This window comes from Synechococcus sp. 1G10, from assembly GCF_002252625.1.
Taxonomy (GTDB): Bacteria; Cyanobacteriota; Cyanobacteriia; order PCC-6307; family Cyanobiaceae; genus Regnicoccus_A.
In genome coordinates this window covers 111974-136586 of record NZ_NQKW01000008.1, presented here as the reverse complement: position 1 = coordinate 136586, position 24613 = coordinate 111974, and the positions used below count along the sequence as shown (strand labels likewise).

23 protein-coding genes and 1 pseudogene are annotated in these 24613 nt (G+C 62.4%); 6 read left to right on the top strand and 18 right to left on the bottom strand.

Annotated features, from left to right (window positions below; genetic code table 11):
- Positions 1–32 precede the first annotated feature (32 nt).
- The gene (locus tag CJZ82_RS09325; protein WP_143593606.1) at positions 33–287 is read right to left on the bottom strand and encodes a hypothetical protein; all 255 of its coding nucleotides are present in this window, start codon (positions 285–287) and stop codon (positions 33–35) included.
- Between the two features lie 126 nt (positions 288–413).
- Here CJZ82_RS09325 and CJZ82_RS09320 point away from each other — a divergent pair, with 126 nt between their 5' ends.
- Positions 414–1475 (top strand): endonuclease/exonuclease/phosphatase family protein, encoded by a 1062-nt coding sequence (locus CJZ82_RS09320; RefSeq protein WP_094555500.1) that lies wholly within the window; start codon positions 414–416, stop codon positions 1473–1475.
- 629 nt (positions 1476–2104) lie between these two features.
- Here CJZ82_RS09320 and CJZ82_RS17855 read toward each other — a convergent pair.
- The 6 genes from CJZ82_RS17855 to CJZ82_RS09295 form a co-directional block, all read right to left on the bottom strand.
- Complete coding sequence (locus CJZ82_RS17855) at positions 2105–2962, bottom strand: hypothetical protein (RefSeq protein WP_233130159.1); 858 nt, start codon at positions 2960–2962, stop codon at positions 2105–2107.
- Between the two features lie 353 nt (positions 2963–3315).
- Positions 3316–3543, bottom strand: a complete 228-nt coding sequence (locus CJZ82_RS17850) for a hypothetical protein (RefSeq protein ID WP_143593604.1) — start codon at positions 3541–3543, stop codon at positions 3316–3318.
- 18 nt (positions 3544–3561) lie between these two features.
- Positions 3562–4437, bottom strand: coding sequence for a hypothetical protein (locus tag CJZ82_RS09310; RefSeq protein WP_143593603.1), 876 nt, complete (start codon positions 4435–4437; stop codon positions 3562–3564).
- A gap of 75 nt (positions 4438–4512) precedes the next feature.
- Complete coding sequence (locus CJZ82_RS18360; protein ID WP_094555497.1) at positions 4513–5628, bottom strand: LysM domain-containing protein; 1116 nt, start codon at positions 5626–5628, stop codon at positions 4513–4515.
- Positions 5629–5630: 2 nt separating this feature from the next.
- Entirely contained in the window at positions 5631–6131 is a 501-nt protein-coding gene (locus tag CJZ82_RS09300) for a hypothetical protein (protein ID WP_094555496.1), read from the bottom strand.
- Positions 6128–7717 carry a DUF4055 domain-containing protein gene (locus CJZ82_RS09295; RefSeq protein WP_233130158.1) on the bottom strand — a complete coding sequence of 530 codons (1590 nt, stop codon included), beginning with the start codon at positions 7715–7717 and terminating at the stop codon, positions 6128–6130. The genes CJZ82_RS09300 and CJZ82_RS09295 overlap by 4 nt, the downstream gene beginning before the upstream one ends.
- Before the next feature lie 243 nt (positions 7718–7960).
- Here CJZ82_RS09295 and CJZ82_RS09290 point away from each other — a divergent pair, with 243 nt between their 5' ends.
- On the top strand, positions 7961–9043 hold the full coding sequence (locus CJZ82_RS09290; protein WP_094555494.1) for an IS110 family transposase: 1083 nt from the start codon (positions 7961–7963) through the stop codon (positions 9041–9043).
- Between the two features lie 102 nt (positions 9044–9145).
- Here the strand turns inward: CJZ82_RS09290 and CJZ82_RS09285 are convergent, their stop codons facing one another.
- Entirely contained in the window at positions 9146–9793 is a 648-nt protein-coding gene (locus tag CJZ82_RS09285) for a hypothetical protein (RefSeq protein ID WP_094555493.1), read from the bottom strand.
- A 498-nt stretch (positions 9794–10291) separates the two neighbouring features.
- The gene (locus tag CJZ82_RS09280; protein WP_094555492.1) at positions 10292–12403 is read right to left on the bottom strand and encodes a DUF3883 domain-containing protein; all 2112 of its coding nucleotides are present in this window, start codon (positions 12401–12403) and stop codon (positions 10292–10294) included.
- Positions 12404–12611: 208 nt separating this feature from the next.
- On the opposite strand from CJZ82_RS09280, the pseudogene CJZ82_RS09275 reads away from it, so the two are divergent.
- Together CJZ82_RS09275 and CJZ82_RS17840 are read left to right on the top strand one after the other, a co-directional pair.
- Positions 12612–13749 (top strand): annotated as a pseudogene (locus CJZ82_RS09275) (IS5 family transposase).
- A gap of 287 nt (positions 13750–14036) precedes the next feature.
- Positions 14037–14495 (top strand): hypothetical protein, encoded by a 459-nt coding sequence (locus tag CJZ82_RS17840; RefSeq protein ID WP_143593602.1) that lies wholly within the window; start codon positions 14037–14039, stop codon positions 14493–14495.
- Positions 14496–14757: 262 nt separating this feature from the next.
- On the opposite strand, the gene CJZ82_RS09270 is transcribed toward CJZ82_RS17840, so the two are convergent.
- From CJZ82_RS09270 to CJZ82_RS09240, 7 genes are all read right to left on the bottom strand, one after another.
- Positions 14758–15345 carry a sigma factor gene (locus tag CJZ82_RS09270; protein WP_158218529.1) on the bottom strand — a complete coding sequence of 196 codons (588 nt, stop codon included), beginning with the start codon at positions 15343–15345 and terminating at the stop codon, positions 14758–14760.
- 4 nt (positions 15346–15349) lie between these two features.
- Positions 15350–16996: a terminase gene (locus CJZ82_RS09265; protein ID WP_158218528.1), complete on the bottom strand. Its 1647-nt coding sequence runs from the start codon at positions 16994–16996 to the stop codon at positions 15350–15352.
- Entirely contained in the window at positions 16993–17514 is a 522-nt protein-coding gene (locus tag CJZ82_RS09260) for a hypothetical protein (protein WP_094555490.1), read from the bottom strand. Before CJZ82_RS09260 ends, CJZ82_RS09265 begins: the two co-directional genes overlap by 4 nt.
- Positions 17515–17519: 5 nt before the next feature.
- Entirely contained in the window at positions 17520–17888 is a 369-nt protein-coding gene (locus CJZ82_RS09255; protein WP_094555551.1) for a hypothetical protein, read from the bottom strand.
- A 124-nt stretch (positions 17889–18012) separates the two neighbouring features.
- Positions 18013–18699, bottom strand: a complete 687-nt coding sequence (locus CJZ82_RS09250; RefSeq protein ID WP_094555489.1) for a hypothetical protein — start codon at positions 18697–18699, stop codon at positions 18013–18015.
- 290 nt (positions 18700–18989) lie between these two features.
- On the bottom strand, positions 18990–21653 hold the full coding sequence (locus CJZ82_RS09245) for a primase-helicase zinc-binding domain-containing protein (protein WP_094555488.1): 2664 nt from the start codon (positions 21651–21653) through the stop codon (positions 18990–18992).
- Positions 21654–21668: 15 nt separating this feature from the next.
- On the bottom strand, positions 21669–21851 hold the full coding sequence (locus tag CJZ82_RS09240) for a ribbon-helix-helix protein, CopG family (RefSeq protein ID WP_094555487.1): 183 nt from the start codon (positions 21849–21851) through the stop codon (positions 21669–21671).
- A 103-nt stretch (positions 21852–21954) separates the two neighbouring features.
- Between CJZ82_RS09240 and CJZ82_RS09235 the strand changes: the two genes are divergently transcribed.
- A complete protein-coding gene (locus CJZ82_RS09235) occupies positions 21955–23373 on the top strand; it encodes a DEAD/DEAH box helicase (protein WP_094555486.1) in 1419 nt (472 codons plus the stop codon).
- Here the strand turns inward: CJZ82_RS09235 and CJZ82_RS09230 are convergent.
- Together CJZ82_RS09230 and CJZ82_RS09225 are read right to left on the bottom strand one after the other, a co-directional pair.
- The gene (locus tag CJZ82_RS09230) at positions 23364–23810 is read right to left on the bottom strand and encodes a type II toxin-antitoxin system VapC family toxin (protein WP_094555485.1); all 447 of its coding nucleotides are present in this window, start codon (positions 23808–23810) and stop codon (positions 23364–23366) included. The genes CJZ82_RS09235 and CJZ82_RS09230 overlap by 10 nt on opposite strands.
- Positions 23810–24046, bottom strand: a complete 237-nt coding sequence (locus CJZ82_RS09225) for a type II toxin-antitoxin system Phd/YefM family antitoxin (RefSeq protein WP_094555550.1) — start codon at positions 24044–24046, stop codon at positions 23810–23812. Before CJZ82_RS09225 ends, CJZ82_RS09230 begins: the two co-directional genes overlap by 1 nt.
- Positions 24047–24120: 74 nt before the next feature.
- Here CJZ82_RS09225 and CJZ82_RS09220 point away from each other — a divergent pair, with 74 nt between their 5' ends.
- Positions 24121–24498, top strand: a complete 378-nt coding sequence (locus CJZ82_RS09220) for a VRR-NUC domain-containing protein (protein WP_094555484.1) — start codon at positions 24121–24123, stop codon at positions 24496–24498.
- Positions 24499–24613 lie beyond the last annotated feature (115 nt).

Here is a 24613-nt window from a genome sequence, read left to right as displayed (position 1 = left end):
CCGCCCCCCGCTCAGTGGCCCTGCGGGGCCCTTCAACCGTCAGGTGGCCGCCGCCGGACCCAGGCGTTGGCAGCAGTCACAGCCGCAGGCCCGCGCTGCTCCATCGCTCCAGCACCACCCGCTTGCGCCTGCTCGGGATTCCGCTGCGCCTCGTGGCCGCCGCAGGGACCAACAGCCAGGGCCGCTGCGGCAGTCCAGCAGCCGGGCCTCCTGCCGCTGCGCTCCGCCTCTCGCGCCTGCTCGGGGTCGATCAAGGAGATTCCCGGCGAGTCCCCTACCACGCCCATCACGTTGTCGCAGGACAGGCCACGCCTGATGACCTCACCAGCCCAGGCCACTTGAACACCTTCCTATATGCAGATTTAACCTGATGTTGCTATAGCCAAGGGAAGACTGAACCGATCAGGAGCACCATGACGGCCTTCAAGGTGATGAACTGGAATGTGGAGAACCTTTTCCTTCCTGACCCGTCAAAGCCAGGGGCTCAGCAGGATTTCCAGGACAAACTCGCCAAGCTCGCAGCCGAGATCGACAAGGAGCAGCCTGACGTGCTGGCTCTCCAGGAGATCGGTCCAAACGGCGCCCTGGCGGCTCTGCAGCAGGCCCTCACCCATTCGATGCCCCATGCAGCGGAGGGAAACCCGGAAGCTGGCGGAGAACCGAGCCGTGCCATCCGAGTGGCGATCCTCTCCACCCGCCCTCTGAGCGCCATCCGGTCCATCAGCCCCTTTCCAGATCTGATCCGGCCGGTACAGCAGAAGGATCCGGCCTTTGACAAGCCGGGCACCGCCGCCGATGAATCACTGCTGGCCACCATGGGCCGCAGCGCCCTTGAGGTGGTGGTGGAGGTTGACGGTACGAAGGTGGCCGTGATCACCGCCCACTTCAAGTCGAAGCTGATCAGCTATCCCCGAGAGAAGGGCAACTTCAACCCAAAGGACGAGGACGAGCGCTACCGCTATGCGGCCTACGCGCTCTACCGCCGCACCGGGGAGGCATTGACGATCCGCGACCGGCTCAATGCGATCCTCCGCTCTGGTGCAGGTGAACCTGATCCCGATGATGGGCTGGGGCGTGAGAAGGCCGTGGTGTTCTGCGGGGACCTCAACGACCAGCCCGATGCCGCTACCACCCAGATCATCCAGGGGCCGACGGGCTCTGAGCTGGAGACCGCTGCGTTCCGCACTGGCGACAAGGGGGACGGCTATCGGATGTGGAATCTGGCCCCGCGACTCAACTTCACTACAGATGGCAAGCCACCCGCAGAGCCTCCCTACAGCCGGGTGTTCAAGGGCCGTGGCGAATTGATCGACCACATCTTTGCCAGCCACCGCCTTGTGAACCCCGAGAACATCCCAGAAGTCCGCACCGTTCTGGCGACGGACCGTTTGCCATCGGTCAGTGAGATCCCAACCGCGCGAAAGTCCGACCCGGCATCCGACCACGCAGCCGTGGTGGCGACTTTCGCCATCTGATCAAGCAACTGCAGACCTGGCAGGAGCTGGGGCCTGACCCCTTGGAAATAAGCCAGAGATCCAGAGCCTTTGGAATGGGTCTTTTCATGAGTTTGCCCGGGTGTTCTCAAGTTGTTTTTGGCTTCTTGGCCGGTATGAGCAAACAAGGGCTGTTCATCGGATGATCGGAGAAATGAATTTCCAGAATTTGCGACATTTGAGAAGCGCTGTCCGCGCGATTCTCGTTATCGGGGGTATTACCCCCCATTTTTTGGGTGTTGTTGTTCGATTGCTTGATCGATTCGCAGGGGTTTAGTTTGGTTGTACTTGGTTGTACTTGGTTGTACTTGATTGGCCCAAGTTGAAGCGCGTTGGTTAGTTAACCCTTCCTCCCGTCCTGGGTGATCGATCACAGCTAAATGAGCCTCTGGCATCGGCACGAACCCAGGCCCGTCCGTTTCAACCTGGAGTCGTAGCAGGTGAACAATAGTTACGGCCGACAAATGGCATATATGGGATACTTGACAACTATAAAAGCGTGACGGGATAGATTAGGGCTGCGCACGGTGTACTATGATCGTTAGGCAGAATGAAGCAAAGAATTGTCCCCTCTTCTGCCCCTCGCAGCCAACCTAGTCCGTTTATCCCTTCTATTGCATCTTCGAAATGCCCGCTTCCACAAGTTTAGCGCTAGCACCTACCAAATTCTGCCGCAAATCCTGACTAAAAGTAACTTTTGCTTCTTGCTCGAATTGCGTTGCTATCACCACTAGATCGATTCCGCTGAGAATTTCGACAAACCACTTCGGGCGCGGGCCGCCCCACCAAGGGATTAATGGGTCCGGGCCCGGCCACAATAACCTAAAGTCATTACCGCACCAATCATCAACAAATCTATCGAGATACCCTGAGACAATGATTATGCCTTGCTGTTCGCCTTCGCGCCGCGTGGCATCGGCAATCTCCTGCATCAACTCGGCGCGGCTAATCACCGTTTTTGCTACGGAAATCAAGAACGCGAAGCGCGGCGGCAATGGTTGCGGATTAAGTGCGACTTCCTCGCCGAAGTTTTGTCCGCCGCCAATGGCATCCCAAATTTCAGGGTGCCTTGCGAGAATGCTGGCGAAAATGGCTCTCCAAGGCTCAGGGCTCGGACCAAAAACTGACTCTACTGTCCGCCATGGAACTGGATGACCCAAGAACCTCCGCCAAGGCTCTGGGTGCGGACCGAAAACATTGATTCGTTCCAATGCGACACGGATTACCGGGTCCCATGGTCCAGGCGGCAAGGGATGTTCGTCATCCTCACGCCCCGTTCTTCCGACAATCATTTCGCGGACAAAGGCTAGCAAGTGTTCCTGGCGTATACATAATGATGATTCGTTGGTTTCTTCAGTGTTCATTTCTTTCGCTCGTTTTGCAGGTTTTGTTGTTTGGGTTTGGGTTGAAGTGTTTCTTAGTCCTACATGGTTAAGCGATCTGCGCAAGCTGCGGCTGGGCATCTTCATGCCTCATAAGCTGCCGTCTTGAGCCCTCCCTCTTTTCTGATGTTCAATGTCTAACCACGGCTTTCAATACAAGAGCTCTGGCTTCACATAACATTGAAAAGTCCGACGAAAACCATTGCTCTGAGTGAATCGGGGTGGTGCCATGCCTCTGAGGTTAAAGATGGCCCTGGTCCTCCCTCTGCCAGGAAAGTTGACGTCTCTTCATCTCGACCACTTTTCCCTCCAGGGGGCTTGATGGAGCAGTTCAATGCGTCGTTACAGCGAGGCCGTCAAGGCTGATGTGAAGAGGCGGATGGCTTCGCGCAGGAGCTGATGGCCAACCTGATCGAGGAAGAGGCTCTGGCCCTAGTGGACTACAGCGTGCTGCCGAACTGTGGGCTGCTGCCATCGCGGCGGCGGCGCACCCAGGTTCCCTTCTCGATCAGCCGACTGTCTTGAGCGTTCGCTCGCTGCAGGCTGACCAGGGTTCCGTAGCCGGCCCGGTGCCTGGCAGCCGCTCGCGAGCGCGCAGACGAGCGCGTTGCCGCACTCACCACCGTGGCGGTTGTGCGGCGACTCCAGAAGGCGAGGTACGGCGGCATCGCTGAGCTCAACTCAGCTCAGCTGCGTGCGCCGGTCGGCTTGCGGGCGTAGCTGGCCAGGTACAGCTCACTGGCGCTCATGTTCTGCAGGTTGGTGGCTTGGCCGTTGCCATCGAATTCGGCGATCACAGTGGTGGGGCCGATGCCACCGCGCTGCTGGAACAGGAAGCCGAGCACCGGATGGGTGCGCAGGCTCTCGACATGCTCTGCGGCCTGGAGGTTGCCGTTGTCGCTGAGCAGGGCATTGCCCTTGGAGTCGATCGGCTCCAGCACGTCGCGGCCATGGCCGTCCTTGGTCAGGCGGAACTCACTGCCCACCTGCTGCTTGAAGATCTCAAAGAAGGAGCCGCGGTTGTCACCACCGGGGCGCCCCTCGGCGTCAACGAACAGGCGCTCCAGCAGGCGGTCCTTGCGCAGTTGCTGCACTTCCGCCAGGGCGTCGTCGCGTTCCTTGGCGACGGCCTTCACTTTGCGGGCCGCAGCGGCCTCCAGCTGGCGTTCGCGGGTTGCGATCTCGCGCTCCAGCTGTACCTTCTGGCGTTCGGCCTCCTGCAGACGCTCGTACTCGTCGGGGTTGATCTTGGAGAACTGGGAGAGCTGACGCTTGAGGGTGCGCAGATCCCGCTCCAGCTGGTTGGTCTTGCGGCGCTCGGCCTTGAGGGCATCAGGTTCTGCTGCCGGTTCATCGCCCGTGGTGGCAGGTTCCTCGATTGGATCGAGGGGCTCATCCTCAAGTGGATCGAGCTCAGAGTCATCAACGGGATCGAGCTCCTCGCCCTCAGACGGCGTCGGCTCCTGATTGGGCCACTGCTGCTGCTGCGCGTAGGTGACGTAGGAGTGCGATGTGGCCTGGGGCTGGAGCTGGAGCTGGGGCTCTCTGGTGCGCTTGGTCATGGATCCACCCATCACGGCTGTGGTTGAGGTGAGCACCCCATCCGGGCTGCGCTCACGCTTGCTATTACCAGCGCCTCAAAGCGTCAGCGGTAGGGCAGTGGCCAGCAGCAATGCAGCCGGCGCAGGCGTCTCGGCGTCCAGGTCGATTTCATCGGGGAAAGTGACGGCCCTGCGCTCCGGCAGGTAGATCCAGGCTCCGGCCGGCAGCACCGTCGATGGCGTGACGCTGGGCACCAGCAACTCCTGGCCGGGGTCCAGCGGTGACGAGGGCCGGATCGCCGGCACGTTCACCACCATGGCCAGCGGAAGCTGATCACCGCTCGGGTACTCGGCGAGCGGCGGGTTGTACTTGCGGATCGTGCGGTTGGTGGTGTCGTACAGCTCGGCGATTGTGCGGATCGTGTCGCCCTCCACCACCGTGTGGCCATCGGCCCGGAGCAGCTCCGGGTTGTGCTTGCGCAGGGTTTCGACGGTGGTGCCGTAGGTGCCGGCCAACAGGGTGAGCGTGTCCCCCGGGGCTGTCTCGATCGTCTGCAGCTCCTGCAGGTCCTGGTTCACGCGCCGCAGTGTCGGCACTGTTGTCCCAAACCTGTAGGCGATCGAATTGAGCGTGTCGCCCGCTTCCAGCACGTAGACGCGGTGAGGCTTGATCACAAAGATCAGCTTCTCGCCCAGCTCGGGCTGCACCAGGGCGCCGATGCCACCGGGGCCGAAGACGGCACCAATCATCAGCAGGCTGGCCGCCGCAAAAACAGCCCGAGGCGCATGGGGCAGCACACCAGGCGTCTCGAGCAGCGAGAGATCACCGAGCCAGCAGGCGCCATCAGCGGGCGCTTGCACGGTGGAGGTCGGCGAATGGGTGATGGCTGGCGGCACAAACGGCGGCTGGTACTCGCCCCGCAGGCCCGGCGTCTGCCAGTCCAGCTCGGCATCCAGCCAGTCCCAAGGATCCGGCGCCGGGTGGGGCAACACCGCGGCGCGGCAGAGGTAGCCCTCGCAGAGGATGTCGCCGGTGTCGACTCCGGGGCCGTTGTCGCGGCTGGAGATCAGTTTGGTCTGCTGGATGAAGCACTCAAAGACGTGGCGGGCCAGCGTCAGTGGCTCCCTGGCACCGGGGTGATCCACCTGGCGCAGCAGCAGCCGCACATTGGCAACGAACTGCAGTGGTGAGCTGGTGGGGGTGGGTGCCATGGTCAGCCGCGGGCGAGCTGGCCCTGGAAGGGCGTGGGCTGCGGCGCTTGCCAGTTGCGCAGGCGAGGCAGGATCAGCAGCAGAGATTCGACATGCGCCCGCCGCAGGGCGCCGGGACTGAGAGATCCATTGGCGGCGGTCGGTTCGGCGTATTCCGTCGAAACCTCCTCCATGAGCAGCTCGGTGGCGTACTCGATCACATCGAGTTTCCGCTTGGGCAGTTGGTTGGGGTCTGCCACCGGCAGGGCAGCACCCTTACGGGTGGTCTTGATCACGAACGGCTCGGCTCGCGCTTGACCACCTGCCAGGGCGGCATCGATCGCGGCGATCGCATCGAGGCTGTCCTTCGCCGCTGGAATGGCATCGGGATAGCTGCGCTCCAGGGCAGCCATCTCGTCGTTGATGGCGCGGATGCTGGCCGGCGACACAGAGATCAGCAGCGCCCGGCGGATCGCTTCCAAATCAGAAGGCCGCCAGGCATAGGGGTTGGGGGTTTCGCTCACGTTGCCTCCGGAGCAGAAGCGGCAAAGCTGTCGGTGCTGCTGCTGCCGATCGGTGTCACCAGGCCTGGCGATGCCGCCAGGGCCAGCTGGTGGCGCAGCTCATCGGTGCTGATCACACCGCGCTCGTGGAGGGTGAGCCACTCGCCAACAGATGGCAGCGGCCTGGGCGGAGGGGTGAGCGGCGTCACGATCAGAGACACGCCAGCGCCCTGCTGCAGGACGTCACCGGTGGCGCGGCACCAGTGCTCCAGCAGGGTGGAGAACACCGAGGTCTTCTGGGTGGCGAGTGACTGGAGCAGGGCGTAGGCCTGGCCAGCGGTGAGGCTTACCTCCTGCTCGCTCTTGCCTGGTCCACGATTCTGGGTCGGCACCAGCGCATCGCGGCGCATGGTTTCATCCAGAAATGCCAGGTAGGCGCGGTGCTCGGCAAGGGAGCGGGCGCGGATCTCCTTCCAGTTGAAGTCCGCCCCCTCCGGCAGGTCCATGAAGGTGGAGGTGGAGAGCACCAGCTGCTCAGGGGCGCGGGGTTCGCCGTCCTCGCTGCGCTGGAAGCCGTACTGATCGACCAGGCCGCTGCGCACACCAACCGGCAGGGCGCAGCGACTGAGCAGGTCCTCGTACTCGCTCTTGAGCCGGTAGTGGGTGAGGTACTGGTTGGCCAGCCCCAGGTGCGGCAGATCCCCTTCCCCGAAAGCAGCGCCATCGGCGGCGTACCAGACGCAGGGCATGGTGTGCTGTCCCTCCAGCAGCACGGCCGGCCCGAGTGCCTCGGCCTGATAGCCAGAGGGAGCGGAGCTACATGACACGGCCCGGTAAGCCTGAAAGCGCAGCCCATCGGCGGCCAGCTCCGCCACCCGATAGGTCCAGTTGGAGAGGTCATAGGCCGGCGTGTTGTTCGGCGTGAGGTAATGAACCGGCACCCCCCCAAAGTGGTCGGGTCTGATCGGGTTGTGAACGTCCACGCGCCAGGCAACCCGCACCGGCAGGCCGTTGGGATTGGGGAGTTGCCAGTCGAGGAAGTCAGCGCGAGGCACCAGGGCCAGGCGGGGCAGCGAAAGCCGATCACCACGGCGCAGCGCATCAAGCCTGTGCCCTTCTGAGGGCCAGCGGTGTTCCGGCGGCAGCACCAGGATCAGGCAGCCGCCATCGCGCAACACCAACAGATCGGCGATGAACAGGAAGACGCCAAGGTCGGTGCCGCGTCCATCGACATCACCGATCACCGCCTGAAGGGAGTGCGGCAGCGCCTGCCAGTGCAGGAAGGAGAGCATCCCGGCGTAGGTGCGCAGCGCGTCGCGGTAGAAGCCCGTCGGCCGGGCGTTCTCGATCCGGTTGCGGTACGAGGAATCCGGCTCCTTGACGCCAGGGGGGAGATAGACCGAGCGGCGGCTGGTGCCGTCGGGGGCATCAAGCAGGTTCCAGCAGTCGAAAGCCAGCTGCAGCCGGTCCCGCAGGCCGCGCAGGGTGTCGTGCTCGCGCCAGGGTTGCAAAAGCGGAGTGCGCTTGGCAGAAGCACGGGCCTGCTGCTCAGCCGGGGAGAGCGGCAGCCACTTGTTGCGGGTTCGGGTGCGACTTCTGGAGGCCAAGAACTTGGTGCTGCTGTGGCCTATTGCCATTGATGATTCCGGGACCTCACCAGCACGGGCCTGACCCAACTATTGCCTGACCCGTTCCCTCGTGGAGCGGTGTATTTCTCGTGACCTGTCGGTCCGTGCGGTGGGGCAACCAGCCGGGGAGTCCCGTGACCTCATAGGAGTCCGACGTTCCCGTCCCGTCAATGGCCTGTCCGTCTGCCTGGCTGGTTGCACCTCCTCCAACTCTCAGCAGTGATGACCACAGCGACAGCAACTGGTACCGAGACCAGCTCCAGCCCTGATGTGGTGGTCGGCATCGACACCCACAAACTCACGCACATGGCGGTGGCCCTGGGCGCCAATGGCGGCTGGCTGGGCAGCCTCAAGCTCGATGCCAAACGCAGTGGCTACCAGGAGCTGATCCGCTGGGCCGCAGCATTCGGCTCCAACCCGGTATTCGCCGTAGAGGAAACCGGTTGCTACGGCGCCGGGCTCTGCCGCGCCCTGCAGGCCGCAGGGATGGCAGTGGTGGAAGTGAACCGGCCGGATCGCTCCACGCGGCGGCGCATCGGTAAGGATGACACCATCGATGCGGAGGCCGCAGCACGGGCCTGTATCGCAGGAACGGCCAGCGTCATCCCCAAAGCCGGTGACGCTTTGGTGGAGATGATCCGCATGCTCAAGGTGGCCAAGGATTCGGCCACCGCGAACCGCACTGCTGCTCTCAATCAGCTGCACGCCATCGTGGTGACGGCGCCGGCGGCGCTGCGGGAACGGCTGCAGCGGCTCAAGAGAAAGGAGCTGGTCGAAAGCTGCGCAGGCCTGCGTTCTGGCGAGATCACCACCCCTCTGGCGGCCGCCAAGATGACCCTGCGAACCCTGGCGCGCCGCATCCAGCAGCTGGATGAGGAGCTCAAGGAAACCGTCACGCAGCTGGATCGACTGACCATGCAGCTGTGCCCCGAGCTGCGGAACACCTACGGCGTGGGTGTGGACATCAGTGCCACACTCGTTGTGGCGGTTGGCGACAACCAGGAACGGATGAAATCCGAGGCGTCATTCGCCGCGCTCTGTGGCGTCAATCCGCTGCCGGCCAGTTCAGGCAAGGTGGTGCGGCACCGGCTGAACCGCAGCGGCAACCGCCAGGCCAACTGCGCCCTGCACCGCATCGTGATCTGCCGGCTGCAGCGGCATCAGCAGACCAGGGAGTACGTCGAACGGCGCACGGCAGAAGGACGCTCGATGAAGGAGATCATCCGCTGCCTCAAGCGGTTCGTCGCCCGCGAGGTGTTCGGCATCCTGCGCGGCGGGCCTGCCGTTCGCACGGCAGCGACCTGATCAGCAGCCGGATTGGGACAATCATCCAGGCTCCCGGCGGAGCCGTTGCCTGCCGCCCCTCGGCAGGCGGCGGCTCCGGCGGAACCAGAGCAGGCCGGCGGTTCAGCTGTCGACGGGGATCAGGACGTCGAGCAGCTCGGTCCGCAGCGGCTGACCAGCTTGCTCTGGCACGACCAGGACCACGGCGGTGGCCTCGATCAAATCGCTGTCGTCAGCCATGGCCTCGCCGACGGCCTCCCAGCTCTCCAGCGCCGCATCCAGCCAGCGGGTCTTTGTTTCCAGGAAGGCGATCGCGTCGTCGGGGCTCCAGCGGGCCTCGCTGCCGCGACAGGGATAGCGCTGCAGGAGCTCCAGGATCCCGATCTCCTGCAGCTCAGGGGTGCTGGTGGGATCGCGCACCAGAACGGTGTCGGCATCGGTGGAGTTGTCGATCAGCTTCTGGATGTCGCTGCGGTCGTCGTCATCCTCCAGCTCCTGCCAGTCGAGGAGATTCAGCGCCCTCTCCTGAACGGCCTGCACGTCGACCACAGGAACCAGCCGAGCTGCGCTGCCTTGGCTGGGATCGTCGGCCAGGTGCAGCAAGCCATCCGCCGCTCTGCAGATCTGCTGCAGCGACAGCGATGAACCCAGAGCGGCCATCACACACTCCGCCAGCTCATCCATAGAGAGATCAGTACCGTCTTCCGCCTCACGGACTTGGTCGATGGCCTCCCAGAGCAGCAGCTCAGTGGAGGTGGTGACGTGTTCCACGGCGTGGCCAGCGCTGGTTCACGGCCATCGTGGCCGAGCTGGTCAGATCCGGCTTCTCCTGACCCATCAGCCGAGGGGCACCCAGGGCTTGACAGTCCATAGGAGTGTCAGGAGGGGTTGCCCCAATGCCGGCCACCAACGACATGAAGTTGCGCTACCCACATTTCAGCCGCCTACTGCGAGGCATCCAGGAAATCCACACGATCAAGGAAATCCTGTGTAACCGAGAAACGAGCACAACCATGAGATGTGTAGACAATATGGACAACTGAGGCTCCTTGGGTGTGCGCAGCCCGGCAGACATTGTGGAACTTTATGAACAAGTGGTTCTCGGACTCGAGAACCACGGCCATTCTTATGGAAATAATTCTGAAAGCCTTTGATGTACTTGGGCCCTTGCTATGCACCCGATGCCCTTGAGCCGTGGATCTCGGAAGTGGGGATTGAGCATTCGTAGACGACGAATCCTAAACATATTTTATGCTGCGATATCTAGACTCACTCTGCTCGTTCGTCGGCTCGAACAGCCAGAAATGACGACACCATATCACATGGTTGACACAATTGACGCTGGTAGTCTTCACATTTCCATGACCATTTTTCGCACTGCTTATGTAATGCAAGGGACTCCACTGGGTTGAGAATCAGATTAATCTGAAATGGCTCAGCCTCGACGACAATTGCCAATGCATACACACCCTTGTGCTGGTGTGCAGTGTTATACTCGTTATTGGTAAGTCGGAATGGCTCCGAAAATGACTTTACACTCTTTACTTCAACATAAAGACGCTCTCCATTGTCAAGCAGCAGCTCAAGATCATAGCCAAGATTGGCGCGACTCATATCAGTAACGCTTTTAACTCCAACTAATGACTGCAGATATTCTTCCGCATTTTGCTCCGCAGTTCTCCATCTCTGAATTCTAGGCTTTGACTTCATCCCGTTCGGAAGGTCCTCAGTTACAGGGTTGCTAGCCCCTGTCATGCTCGATTGGTGAGATGCCAATCCTGAAGATAAAAGAGGATTACGCATTATGCTAGAAGACTCAGGCTGTATGCACTCAATATCTAACTTACTCATAAAAAAAGTGACGTCTGCTGAATCATTGTTGTTTGTCAAATAGTCCATGAATCCCCTTTCGAGCGATTTACTACTTCCCAGCTCACCGGCAGTAACAATTCCAGCACTTGTCGGCCAAAGAACCAAGCCTTTTAAGAAGGAAGCTCGATCCGAAGTCAGATCATAGCGATATTGCTTGATAAGTCGACTTACTAGCTGCTCATATCCGAGCTCACTTAGGCAGGATTTGTTTATTCTCTGTATTACCTCCTCAAGAGATAGAACTGGTATATTGATCTGTTCGAAAAAACTAATAAGTTCAGGATACGAGCCAATATGCTCGCGACTCACAGCCTTCAAATCAGCCCGGCATACAAGTTCATAGTCATCATAATTTAACCATTTAGGACGTAGTCTATACACCGATAGGTAAGGATGCTTGTTGCTCTCGGATGAGAGAAGTCTTTGAGCTAAAGCTTTAATGATGCAGTGCTCGGCAGATCTAGGATACTTCTGGCTATCCGCTAGTGGCTGGAAAAAGCCAGGTATTTCACGTTGACATTCCAAAATCTGATGGATGAGATCTGCAAGAAGCTCTACAGCGTCATTAAACGACTCGCGCGACCTATCGTCCATATCAAGACGCTTACGCGATGGATCTGTGCTATAATCTCCGTTAATTTTGAGGAGCGCACCTGTAAAGTCTTCGCTGGGAGTAAATGAGTGAAACACAGATTCACTAAAGTCAGCTGAAACTATCTTATTGGATGACATCCGGGCTGCAATCTTAGTAAATGTACTGGACGGTGAGCTAAAGACATACCAGGTATCGCTTTTCTCTCCTTCAGTAATTGTTAAGCTCAATCCCGTATTATCTTTCTGTTGGCCCTGGGAAATACTAATATTCCTAGCGAGATCGCCATTCTGTATAGAGAAGTGCCTTAGATGATTAAGAAAGAGTAAGCTGCCAGCGTCAAAGTTGGAAAGTTCATTTTGCGAAAGGCGCTTATTTAGGCTGGTAAAGATAAATACTGTTGCGTAGCCAAAGCTATGCTTAATGTCTTCAACATAAGTATCTAATTCTTGCCTTGACCTGCTTTCAATCTCATGCGGAATTCGAATAAGAGGTACGTCAATCTCAATTCCAAGTTCTGAAATGGTACGCTCTTTATTAAAGCAGAATTCATGCTCACCGCTGTAGACAAAGATTGTATTTGCCAAATTAACAACTGACTTAAAACCAATTCCTCGATAGCCGATTGTCAAGCCGCCTCGGTACTTGTTGGATGCTCCGCTTCGGCACAGAGCTTCTACATCTGTGGCCGAAAAGATCCGCCCTGTATTCCCGACAGCAAAACCGCCGGGTGCTTCGTGAATACCAAAGCTACTTGCCTCTGCATCATCGGCATTCTGAATTAACTCGATGAGTGATCGTGTTTTGTAACTCTCTGCTAGATACGTTTCAAGTTTTGCGAGATCTCTAAATAGCATAGGGGCTGAACGACCTTCAGCAAGAAACCTTTCGCTTAGATCTTTAATAAGTGTGCCCATATGCTGATCAGTACGCGGCAACGAAAGCTCTAGTCTATCCCTGAAGTAACCCCCGGACAACTCTTGGCCATGCTGGGCAGGCCAGGTTCAAACCGAATGCCCCAATCTGTCCAAAAAAGGCCCCCACCTCACCCCTGCATATGGTCCTTGTGAGTTTGCTGAAAAACTCGGCTAGCTCTGCGAAAACAAGCCAACCACATGACCGTTGATGCGAGGCCAACAGGAGCGCAGCGGCTCCCTGTTCTCCTACGTCTCGATCGAGGAGCGGATACCGACCATCCATCCGCTGAGGCGGATTCGCAAGCTGGCGGACCAGGCTCTCCATCGGCTCAATCCCACCTTCTGCAGGCTATACGCCTCAGAAGGTCGACCATCGGTTCCACCGGAGCAACAGCTGCTGGCCTCGGTGGTGGGCGTTCTATGGGATCCGCTCCGAGAGGCTGCTGCTGGAGCAGCTCCACTACAACCTGCTGTTCCGCTGGTTTGTGGGCCTCAGCCCCGACGATCCGATCTGGCATCCCACCACCTATGGCCTCCGGCCGACTGCGTCTACACCAAGAACCGCAAGCGCCTCCTCAACGAGGACGTCATGGGGAAGTTCCTGGAGAAGCTGATGGGAGCTCCCGAGGTCAAACCGCTGCTCAGCGATGACCACTTCTCCGTGGACGGCACGCTGCTGCAAGCCTGGGCGTCATACGCCTCCTTGAAGCGGGTCGATTGTCAGGAGGATCCTCCGCCTCCGCCCACAGGTCCTGGTGAGGGATTCGGTGCACCCAAGGAGGGAAAGAAGCGGGCCAAGGGTGACTTTCGCGTCATCTAGCTCAGCAATGAGACCCACCGCTCAAGCATGGATCCCGACGCCCTGCTGGAGCGGAAATCCAAAGCCCATCCATCGCAGCTGAGCTACCGAGGCCATGTGCTCATGGAGAACCGCCATGACCTGATCGTCGATTGCAGCGCCACCAAGGCCACGGGCACCGGTGAGCGGGATGCCCGCCCAGGAGATGGCAGCAGATAGTGCCGGTGCTCACCAGAAGACCATTGGCGCCGACAAGAACTACGACACGAAAGGGTTCGTGGCCGAGATGCGGCGGCTGGGCGTGACGCCACACGTGGCGCAGAACAACGCCCGCAGCGGTGGGTCAGCGATGCCCGCCGCGGCATCGAGAAGGTATTTGGCTGGATCAAGGCGTTCGGCGGGCTGCGCCAGTTAAAACTGCGCGGCCAGGAAAACGTGAGCGCCGTGTACTCCTTTCGGAGAAGCCTTCGGCTACGGGCTGCACGTGATCGCCTACAACCTGATCCGACTGGACGACTTGCTCAGGCCCACCATGGCAAGGGCATGAGCCGCCAGTTGCCCAAAGGTGTGCTCAAACGGCGGCAGTCGGGCCGCCAAAACAGCCCAAGTGCAGCGAAATCGGGTTGCCTGAGCGCTCGAAATGTCCCCAGCTGACGAAATCACAGAGAAATCAGCTCGGAGAAGGGAAAACGCGGCTACTTAGTCAGTTTTTTGGCAAGCTCTTATGGCGAACTGGCCTTGCGCGGAAACTCGAAAGATCCTTTGCCCCAATGGGAATCTGTTCTAACTTGTAACCTGTGCTAGAGTAAGTCTCGTTGCTAACTCAGTCGATCAATGTCAAGAGTTCTGCTCTCGGATGCGATCAAGGGCGGTAATTGGTATCATTGTGTAGCCGCAAGCTACCAGGAAGAAATCTCATTCCGTCTACGTGTGCTTGGCTTTTCGAGGTCTAGCATAGATGAACTGCAGCAGATACCGAAATCTGATTACAACAAAGAGATGATAAAACTTGATGGTATTCCATGGGTAATGTACATAGAGATCGTCAGCCTAGTCAAGAAACCTATTGATCCAGAAAGCTTTCGCAAAGCTCTGCGTTTAATCGACTCTGATGGATTTTCATTTAAGCCAGTCAGTTCGGGGCTGGACAACTATTCACCATTTGAAGAATTCTATAGCCGTGACTTAGCTCCAAAGATGAAGCGCAGAGGCGCTATATTGATGGATCTCCCTGACGAGGAGGCAGCTTATGCGATCGGTATTGTTAATGATGGTCTCATAGAAGAGACGTAGAAAGCTTGCGTCAAAGTTAAATCCCATGAATTTATGATCACGCCCCACTCAGTCACGCGACTGCACACTTGGAGCTTAGGGCAGCTCTGATTAACCTATGTCTCGGCGATTCTGCTTTGGAGGCTCATTGCGCTGCAGCGTTGCAATTTTCAGGGTCCACGGTTGCCCAGAGGCTCCTATGATGCATAAGATTGAGCAAGATGTTACCGTTTTAAGATTAGTGAGTCTTCCTGATTCTGATCTGAAGAGTCGATCTGAAGTTTCAGGTATCCGGCTGCAGTGCGATCACCGTGATCGAGCAGGCCTCCTTGATCTCCCGCCAGCGCTCTTCTGTTACACCCAACCGCTCTGGCACTGCATCGGGCGGTAGTCCTTCCCGCAGCAACTTCTGCCCGCTGGCATAGAGGTCACGCCATGACGGCGGCACCTTGATCGCAAAGCCATGGTCCCGCAGGTAGTGGGTGATCTCGCCATTGGCATAGGTGCGGGCGTAGGGACGAAACGATCGCCCACCCGTGCCATCGAAGCGTGCCGCCGCCTTGAGCAGACCGATCACCGCAAGCTGGCGCAGGTCATCAAAAGGATGGGTAGTGCGGCGGGCGAAGTTGCCGGCGATCTTGTCGGCCAGGTCCACGTGAGCCAGGGCGAGCCGATGCACTGCCGCATGAGGGTGCTCGGGCCGCTGCCGCCTGGACTTGCATGGCGTCTGGGGAGGCGGCTGGTAGGGGAAAGCAAAGACGAGCTGCAGATGAACGCACGGAGGCCGGCGACGGCGGCGCCGAAGGGGGCGAGGCGAGGGGACAACAACATCGGTGGCGGACGCGAGCAGCGGCAGAAGGAGCTGAGCCACGGCGTCACCGGGAAAGAAGCATCGGCAGCGGATCGCGCTTGATGCCCAGGCCGCGCCAGTAGCGCGTCTCCAGCCACAAGGCCCCATGACCAAAGGCATCGACCAGATCCTTGGTGCCCTTGGGGAAGCGCGGCAGCTCCTCCACCAGCGGCGCAGCTCGGTGATGGAAACGCACCTGGCCTGCTTCCAGCAGCGGGGCGACGGCATGAGCACGTGACTCCTTGCTGCCGCGGGCGGGGATCGGCAGCAGGCCCGGCACCTTGCGCTTGAGGGTCTGCTGCACGGCCGGACCGTTGGCCGCGTCCTCGATCAGCACCGCGTGAGGGCGAAGCCCCTGGGCGTCGAGGGCCGCGAGGGTGGAGAGCAGGAAGCGAATTGTCTGAGGCAGATCGAAGTGATGGCGGGCCGCCCAGATCACCTCCAGCTCCAGCTGGGGGGCCAGAGGCCGGGCCTCTGGCCCCAGCTGTTGTGGCCCCGCCGAATCGGGCAGCAGCAGGCCCATCAGCACGAAGCCGCAATGATCGTTCTGCTCCTCCCCTTTGAAGGACAGATCGCATGAGAGCACCAAGGGCGAGAAGCGGCGGAGCTGCTCGCGGGGGAACGGCGGCTTGATCCAGGCCCGCTGGAAGATGGCGCCCTGCATCGGCGAGGGGCGCTGCTGAAACAGAGCGTTCCACCAGAACGAACCGACCCGGGTGCGGATCTTGAGCAGCTCAGAGAGCGGGAAGCGTTCGCGGCAGAGAGCCTCGCCGGGTAAGCGCCAGTCGGGCTCGACGGTGCAGGAGGCCGGGAAGCTCTGCCGATCAGCCCTGTGCTCAGCAATCGCCGGGAGGTTGAGCACATGCCACTCCTGCGGGGCATCGCCGCTTTCCTGGGCCATCAGCCAGCCGATCACGTCCTCGTGATCCCAGCGGGTGAGCACGATCACCTGAGCCGAAAGATTGCGCTGCAGGGCGCCAGCGCCCGCGTCAATGAACTGGGGCTCAGCTCTGGTGAACCAGACGGCCTTGAGCCATTCCTCGATGCGAGAGCGCACCCGGACCGAGCCCGCATCGGCTGGGCCCTTGTAGGGGTCATCGATCACACCGAGGCTGTAACCCTTGCCCGTGAACGGGCCATCCACACCAGCCGCGATGCAGCCGCCGCGCTGGGTGGTGAGCCAGTTGCCGACCGCTGCTGAATCCTTCGAGAGCAGGTTGCCGGTGACGCGGTAGAAGTGCCGCGCCTCACGGGAGTGGGCATAGGCCAGCTCGCCCGAGTAGCTGGCGATGGCCGCGAACAGATGCGGGTGGCGGTAGATGAAGTAGGCGGGGAAGAGCTTGGAAACCAAGAGCGATTTCCCCAGCCGCGGCGGGCAGGTGACGATCAGCCGCGAGAGCTCGCCATCGGCGATCGCCTGCAGCAGAGCGATCAGCACCACTGCCCAGCGGTGAAAGCCGTAGCGGGGGTAGGCCTGGGCGATGAACTCCCGGAAGCTCAGTGGCTCCGTGCTGGCGGAGGCCAGGGAGGGACCAGAAACACCGAGCAGGCCGCCATCACGCCAGCAGTCCAGGTGGTGCGGGGAATGAAGCAGCCCGCCATCGAACAGCAGCCCGGCTGGGGCGAGAGCACGGGCTGGGGCCTGGACGGTCTGCAGCAAGCCTCTGGTCATGAGCTGGCATCGCTGGGCGGCTTGACCGGAGCACGCAGCATCCCGGCGATCTCGGCGATCACCCGATGGGCCCCCACGGCGGCGGAGAACTGCTCGGCGTCCGCTGCCCGGCGGGCGCAATCCATCAGGGCGTAGATCTGCTCGGCCTGGTGACGCTTCCGGTCGGAGATCAGCTCCTCAACCATGCGTTCGCGCGCGAGATTGAGATACCTGTTGATCGTCTGGCTGTTATTCACCCCCCAGCTTTCACGACCTTTTTCGTAGATCAACACCAGCGGAATCCGCTGGGCGATCCACAACTGCGCCTCGGCGATGCGACGTTCGACCTCAAGCCTTGAGGGCCTGGGCGGCTGATGGGAGGCGATGCCTCTGGGCCGGCGGGGAGGATTGGCGTGCCCGATCGGCCTGGCGGGATCGGTCGGTTCATACAGCGGTTGGCCGTTTTCATCCTCTGCACTGGCAGCAGAGCGCAGTTCCTCGATCGGATCTGGCGTCGGTGGAGCGGACCGGGGCGGCATGGGGCTCAGATCGGCAGGGCCGCTGCTTTCGGGGGGCGGATGGTCCAGAAGGGCTTGCCGCGCTTCTCCGTTGCGCTGCCCTGCTGAATCGCCGCATCGCGGGCGGCCTTGAGCTGCTGCTCGATCTGGTGCACCGCGGGAGGGAACTCGTAGTTCAGGCGACCGGCGTTGTGGCAGAAGGCCCAGTCGTTGTGGGAGAAGGAGGGATCCAGCTCACCGGCGTCCATCGCCACGCTGAGCGCCGCCAGCAGGGGTTCGAGCTGCTGCTCCAGTTGCTTCTGCTGGGCCTTGAGCGCGGTGAGGGCATCCAGCACGGCGTCGATCGCCTCTGGGGCTGGAGCAGAGGCAGAAGCATCGGCAGGGGCGGTGGTCATGACAGCCAACACAGCGACAAGCAAGCCAGGAAAGTACAGCCTGGCGATCAGGTCAGTGTATGGGCTCTGCACTGAGAGCCGCAATCACAGCGGCTGTTAATTCCTATCAGCGTCTGCTGGCGGATCAGAAGGGTCTGCGGGCCAGGCAGTAGCGACTCCAGGCGGCGGCCCAGGCCGCCAGGCACTGCTCACGGCTGTAGAAGGTGCTCGGAGCTGCCTCGCCAGGCTTGCTCCAGAGCGTCTGGCCCAGGTCGTAGTGGTTTCCCTGGGTGGCCTCGAGCACCATGTAGCCCCCCAGCTGGGCGGCGGTGGAGTAGGGCCGGCCATGGGCCGAGAGGGTCTTGAGGTCGTAGAGCACCCGCACCTCGCGGCCCCAGCGGTCACTGAGAGCCGGTGAGGCATAGGCCCCATCGAAGCCGCCGGCCAGGTTGCGGGTGAGGCAGCAGCTGAGCCGTTCGCTGGCGATCACCTGCACCTCGTCCCAGAGAGGCAGCTGCAGCAGCGGCAGAATCCAGTCCCGGTAGCGGTGATGCCCTGGCAGCTCCTCCACTGCCAGCAGGGCATCGGCCTGGCCACAGCCCTCCAGGAAGCGGGCCTGGCTGTAGCGCTCCAGAGCGGTGTGCACGGTGATGCCGCGTGGTTCCCAGACCGGCCGCTTGGCCTCGATCGCTTTGCGGGCCGTGGCGCTGAGGCCATGGGCCAGCACGCCGGTGATCGACACCGGAAACAGGTGCTCCCCCAGCCAGTAGCGGTGGGCGGCCTCCTCCCGCCACAGGCCGGGGATGGGATCAAGCCAGGTGCTCTTCAGCATGGCCGTTGCGCCAGCAACGCGCTGTGACAGAGCTCGTCACGCCCGAGATCCCGCTCGCCACCAGCGATCTCGAGCAGCCCCCGCTTTAGTAACCATCTATCTATCAATAAAGGCATTAGCAAGCAGCAGTGAGTCAGGGAGAGGGGGTGAATAGGGGGGTGTGAGTAGGAGGGTGTCTCTCCCCCCAGCAAAACCGTCACGCTGTTACAGCCGCCGAGAACAACTGCGCTGCAAGCGCTCTGGCCATAACAGCAGGGTGTTTCCGGGGGTTGTCGCAGTGACATTCGCGCTCAGAGAACCGCCAGGGGGATGGCCACCGCGCGTGTGACCATGCCGGCGCCGCAGAAGCGAACCGGCCCGCGGCGCTGGGCACCGCTGAGGCGCAGCAGCAGCACCGACCAGCCATTGGCCCATGCCGTTTCCCGCAGGATTGCTGCGATCGGCTGGGCCGTGTTGCTCACCAGCAGCTGGTCCTGCTCCAGCCGGAGACCCTGGCGAGCCAGGGTCTGGGACGCAAGCTCGGCGCTGATCTCCAGGTCGTGGGCCTGGTGGGCAGCCAGCTCCACCAGCTCGCCGATGGTGCGGGTCACGGTGCGATCGGCGCACTCCACCCTGGCGGGGTACTGCAGGATCATCTGCAGGCAGCGCTGCTCATCGGCCAGCTCGGTGCTCTGGCTGTAGCTCTCCCATTCATGGGAGGCAATGCAGAGCTCGGCCTCGGCTTCTGTGGGAGCCACATCGCTGAGCAGCGACCAGGCGCCCGCCAGCAGCGTGCCGTACTGATCGCCGAGGCGCTGGGAATCGAAGTGCCGCGCCGCCGCCCGAGTGAAGACCCCGGCGGCCTGGCGGATCATCGGGATCAGGCGGGCGGTGCGGGCGATCAGGCGCCGGCCCAACTCAGGGGTGATGTGTCGCTCGAGGTCCCGATCCAGCCCAGCCCAGTGGGCCTCGCGTTCGGCCTTGGGTAGATCGGCTGGATTGCGCAGGGTGAGCTGGGCAAAGCGGCTGTGGTCCGCGCCCTGCTTGAGGGCGGTGGCGATCGAGCTGAGCAGGAACATCGAGCGCACCCGATAGCGGCTCACTTCACCGCTGGGTGAACCCTTGAGCAGGGCGGCACCGCTCTCGCTGCTGGCCACCCGCGCCAGCGCCAGGATGCCCTGCATGCGCTGCTGGTCCGGCCGCTCGTTGCTCTCAGCCTCATCGAACACCACCGGCACCGCATCGGAGCCGATCGATTGGCGCAGCCCCGCTTCTGTGGTGGAGCCACTCACCAGCAGGGCGAAGTCACCCAGCAGCGGGGTGACGTAGCGATCGAGGATCGCGCTCTTGCCTGAGCCGGCACCTGCGGTGAGCCAGATGTGGGGCCGCCAGCGGAGGGACCCGCAGATCGGGCCCAGCACCACCCACCCCACCAGCAGGGTGCCGGAGGCGGGCACATCCCAGCGGAAGCGATTGGCGATGCTCACGATCACCGTCGCTTCCTGCACCGACAGCGAAGCTACATCGCCAGGCCCATCGAGGCGCGGCATGCGCTGGTAGACGAACCGCGAGAGGAAGGGGGCCGTGATCGGCTGATCGCCGTCCGGGGTGACCAGGCGATCACCGAGATGCAGCAGCGGCCTGCCGTCGTCCCACCAGGCCCCGCGGCCGCGGATGCGCTCCGGGCAGAACAGGCCGGCGGCGATCGAGCGCTCGTAGAGGTCGCTGGCCACCGCCGCCCAGTTCACCCCCGTACGGCTGGGGTAGAGGGTTTCCCAGTGGCGCAGCGGCGCCAGGGCCACCAGGTGGGTGGCGGTGTGGGCGGAGCGGGCCAGGCGCAGCACCTGCCCGCTGCGGCCGGAGCGGTAGTAGCTGGCCTCACCGTCGTAGCCGAGACACTGAAATGGAGCCATGGAGCCTGCGGAGGGCTGGGTGCCAGCGCCCGGAGCCGGTGGGAAAGTCCGCGCCAACGTCTGCAGGTGTTCGGCTGCTTGCTCGGGGCTCCAGTCGGCATCGGCCAGATCCCAACCCGGGGTGAGTTCGTCCGGCGGTTCCACCAGCTGTAGGCGGCAGCCCTGCTCGGCGAGCAGCGCGGCCAGCCGCGCCATCGCCTTGCGGCCCGGGGCATCGGCATCAGGCCAGAGCGTCACCGATTGCCCCACCAGCGGACTCCAGTCCGTCTTGGCGATGGCGTTGGTGCCGTTGGCCCAGCTGATCACCACCTGCTCCGGGAAGAGCAGCGCTGCGGCATCGGCTGTGCGCTCGCCCTCCACCACCAGCACAGGAGCGTCGGGCCGTTGGCTCAGGCCAGGCAGGCCATAGAGCGGACGGGGCGCAGGCCATTCGCAGGAGAAGGCGTCGCGGCGGCTGGGCCGGTGCCAGCCGCCATCCAGCCAGACGCGATGCAGGAAGGCCTTGCGGCCGCTGCGGCCGCCACAGAGGCGCTGGATCCAGAACAACTGAGCGCCGGCCGGATTGCGGTAACACCACTGGGCGATGGCGCCCGCATCCAGCGCAGGCGGCGGCGCATCGGCTGGCGGTAGCTCGGGTTGCCGCCAGGGCCGGCCGCCGTGGCCGGGAAGCCCGGTGGCTGCAGCTGGTGCGGCTGCTGGCTTGCCGCAGGAGCCGTTGGCAGAGGCAGCGGGCTGGGGCCGGTGCCGTCCATCCCCATCCCCATCCCCTGCCAGGCCCAGATAGCGCTCCACCTCCTGGCAGGCCTGGCGAAAGCTCCAGTGGCGCACCCGCATCAGCAGATCCATCCCGGAACCGCCGCCGCCCATGTGATCCTTGCCGCCGCACTGGTTGCAGAACCAGGAACCACTGTCGTCTTTGTCGTCAAAGCGGTAGCGGTCCCTTCCGCCGCAGATGGGGCAGGGCTGATGGCGGTTGCACAGCTGCTCGGGCCGCAGCCCGGCCAGTGCCTCAAGGATTTCGCTCCAGCGGCCCATAGCCGCGGTGATCACATCGGTTGCCATGGGTGTCGCCTCAGATCAACGCTGGGCGGCGACCGTGGCCAGGAGAGTCGCACCCCCCTGCTCCGCGGCGATGGTGGCATCGATCACCTGCCGCAGCGCCGCCGAGCGACTGAGGGCGCCGTGGCGGCGACGCTGGTCAAGCCAAGCCAACTGCTCCTCGGTGATCGAGAAGCTCAGCGGTGAAGCAAACAAGGCCATGTGGACTAGGAATTCTGAGCACAGCCTAAGCACACAGGGCAAGGCTTGGTAAGTTGAACATTGTCAGCCTGCGCTGATCAGCGCCAAGCATCCAGTCCTCTCCATGGCCCAGATCGTCCTGCGTGACTACCAGCTCCAGCTCCTGGCCGAGATTCGCACCGCCCTGAAGCGGCACAAGCGGGTCTGCGCCGTGATGCCCACAGGCGCCGGCAAGGGCCAGACCATCGGCGCGATCGTGCAGGGCGCGGCCGGCAAGGGGCGCCGAGTGCTGGTGCTGGCCCACCGGGCCGAGCTGATCGAGCAGCTCAGCGCCACGGTGCGGGCCTGGGGTCTGGAGCCCGACCTGATCGTCCCCGATCACCAGCTCCAAGGGCAGCAGGTGGCCGTGGGCTCGGTGCAGACCGTGGTGCGGCGCCTGGCTCAGCTGCCGGCGCCGGATCTGATCATTCAGGACGAGGCCCACCACCTGGTGGCCGGCAACAGTTGGGGCCGGATCATCAACGCCTGGCCAGGCGCCCACTTGATCGGCAAGACCGCCACTCCCGAGCGCCTCGACGGCAAGGGGCTGGGCGTTGAGGCGGGCGGCTTCTTTGAGGCACTGGTGCTGGGCCCCTCAGCGGCCTGGCTGGTGGAGCAGGGCTGGCTGGCCCGCCCCAGAGTCTTCTCCTGGCCAGGGGCGCGCAACAGCAAACTTCGCCGCCGGATGGGCGACTTCGACCTTGAGCAGGCAGCCCAGACCTTCGGTGATCGGGCTGCCGTCGGCGATGCGGTGTCGCACTACCGCCGCCGGCTGCACCCGGCCACGGCGATCTGCTTCTGCTGCACGATCCAGCACGCCGAGCAACTGGCCGGTGCGTTCCGCGCTGAGGGAATTCGCGCCGCTGCGGTCAGTGGCAGCACTCCAGCAGAGGACCGCAGGCGCCTGATCGCAGGACTTGGCACCGGCGAGGTGGAGGTGCTCACCAGCTGCATGATCATTTCCGAGGGCACCGACATCCCCTCGGTGGGCGGGGCGATCCTGATGCGCCCCACCGCCAGCCTGAGCCTCTACCTGCAGATGGTGGGCCGGGCCCTGCGGCCCGCAGCTGGAAAGCAAGAAGCAGTGATCCTCGATCACGTCGGTAATGCCCATCGCCACGGCCTGCCCACCGACGAGCGGGAGTGGAATCTGGCTGGCCGCCGCAAGCGGGAGGGCGTCTCGATTCCGATCAAGGACTGCCCACTCTGTTTCTGCAGTTGCCCCAGCGCAGCCCAGCAGTGCCCCGACTGCGGCCACCTGTTCCTCAGCGAAGAGCGCGATGAACAGCGTCGCGGGCTCCAGCAGATCGAGGGCGAGCTGGTCGAAATCGTCGCCGGTGCCCACCGGCCCAAGCCCCGCCAGCAGCAGCGGCCACGCCGCCGATCGCCCTCGGCCGGCTGCCGCACCTTTGAGCAGTTGCAGCAGCGGGAGCAGGAGCGGGGCTACAAACCAGGCTGGGCCAAGCATGTCTGGGCGGCCCGGCAGCGTGGCCTTCAGGTCTGAATGGAGGTTTCATCAGTCCCAATCAGCTGGGCATCAAGCCCCAGCTGTTGGGCAGCCAGCACAAACGGCGCATCCAGGCTGCAGAGGGTGGCGCCCCGTCCGGAGGCGATCGCCAGGTGCAGCGCATCGGCCGCCCGCAGGGCCGTGGTCCAGCCGCGCAGACAGGCATTGGCATTACGGAAGTCCTGCGGTTCCACTTCCAGCATCAGAAAACCTGGGGCCAGGCTGCGTTCAAAGCCCAGCAGCACCGCCTCGGCCTCTGGCGGGCTCAGGGCCTTGGTGCGCACCTTGAGCCCGAGAGCGGAATGGAGCTCGGTGGCACTCCAAGGGCTGATCGCCAGTGGTGCTGTGGCCTGCTCGAGAAAGGCCGCTGCGGTATCGGAGTGGGCCTCCGGTGTCAGAGCCGCCAGCAGCACGCAGGTATCCACGTAAAGCATCAGGAGCCGACGTCATCCCTCAGCGCGCGCATGGTCTCCACGCCGCTGGTGACCTGCTGGGGCAGGGAGTCCCGCAGAGCCTGCAGCTGGGGCAGGAGATCGCGCACGGCATGCCTGGGAACCAGCTCAGCGATGGCCTTGCCGCGGCGGGTGATCACCACCGGCTGGCCGCTCTCCACCACGTCGAGCAGGCTCGAAAGCTGGGCCTTGGCTTCCGCCACCGTGACCTGCCTCATGCCGTTGTCCATCTAGATGACCAACTCTATGCGGGATCGTTGGTCGAGGCCCAGGCAACACGGCAACAGGGGGCATGGCCCCCTCCCCCAACGAATACGAGATCCAGCAGCGCATCCGCCTGGCCTGCGGCCGGGGGTCGGTGCGGCTCTGGCGCAACAACACCGGTGCCCTGGTCGACCAACAAGGCCGGCTGGTGCGCTTTGGGCTCTGTAAGGGCAGTAGCGACCTGATCGGCCTGCGAATGCTGGAGGTCACACCCGAGATGGTGGGCCAGCGGATCGCCCAGTTCGTCGCCCTTGAGATCAAGACGCCCCACGGTGTCGTCAGCGCTGAGCAGCGGGCCTTTCTGCAGCTGGTGGAGCGGCTTGGGGGTGTGTCGGCCGTCTGCCGCTCCATCGAGGAAGCCGAGCAGTCGCTCGCCGTGACCAGATCGATGCGGCTGAGCCACTGATGGATCCGGCAGAACTGCAGCGGCGGCTCAGGCGGCTGGCCCAGCTCCACCCCGGCGAGCATCCCTACACATTGGCTTTGAGATTGCAGGCGGAAACAAGTAAAGCGATCACTGG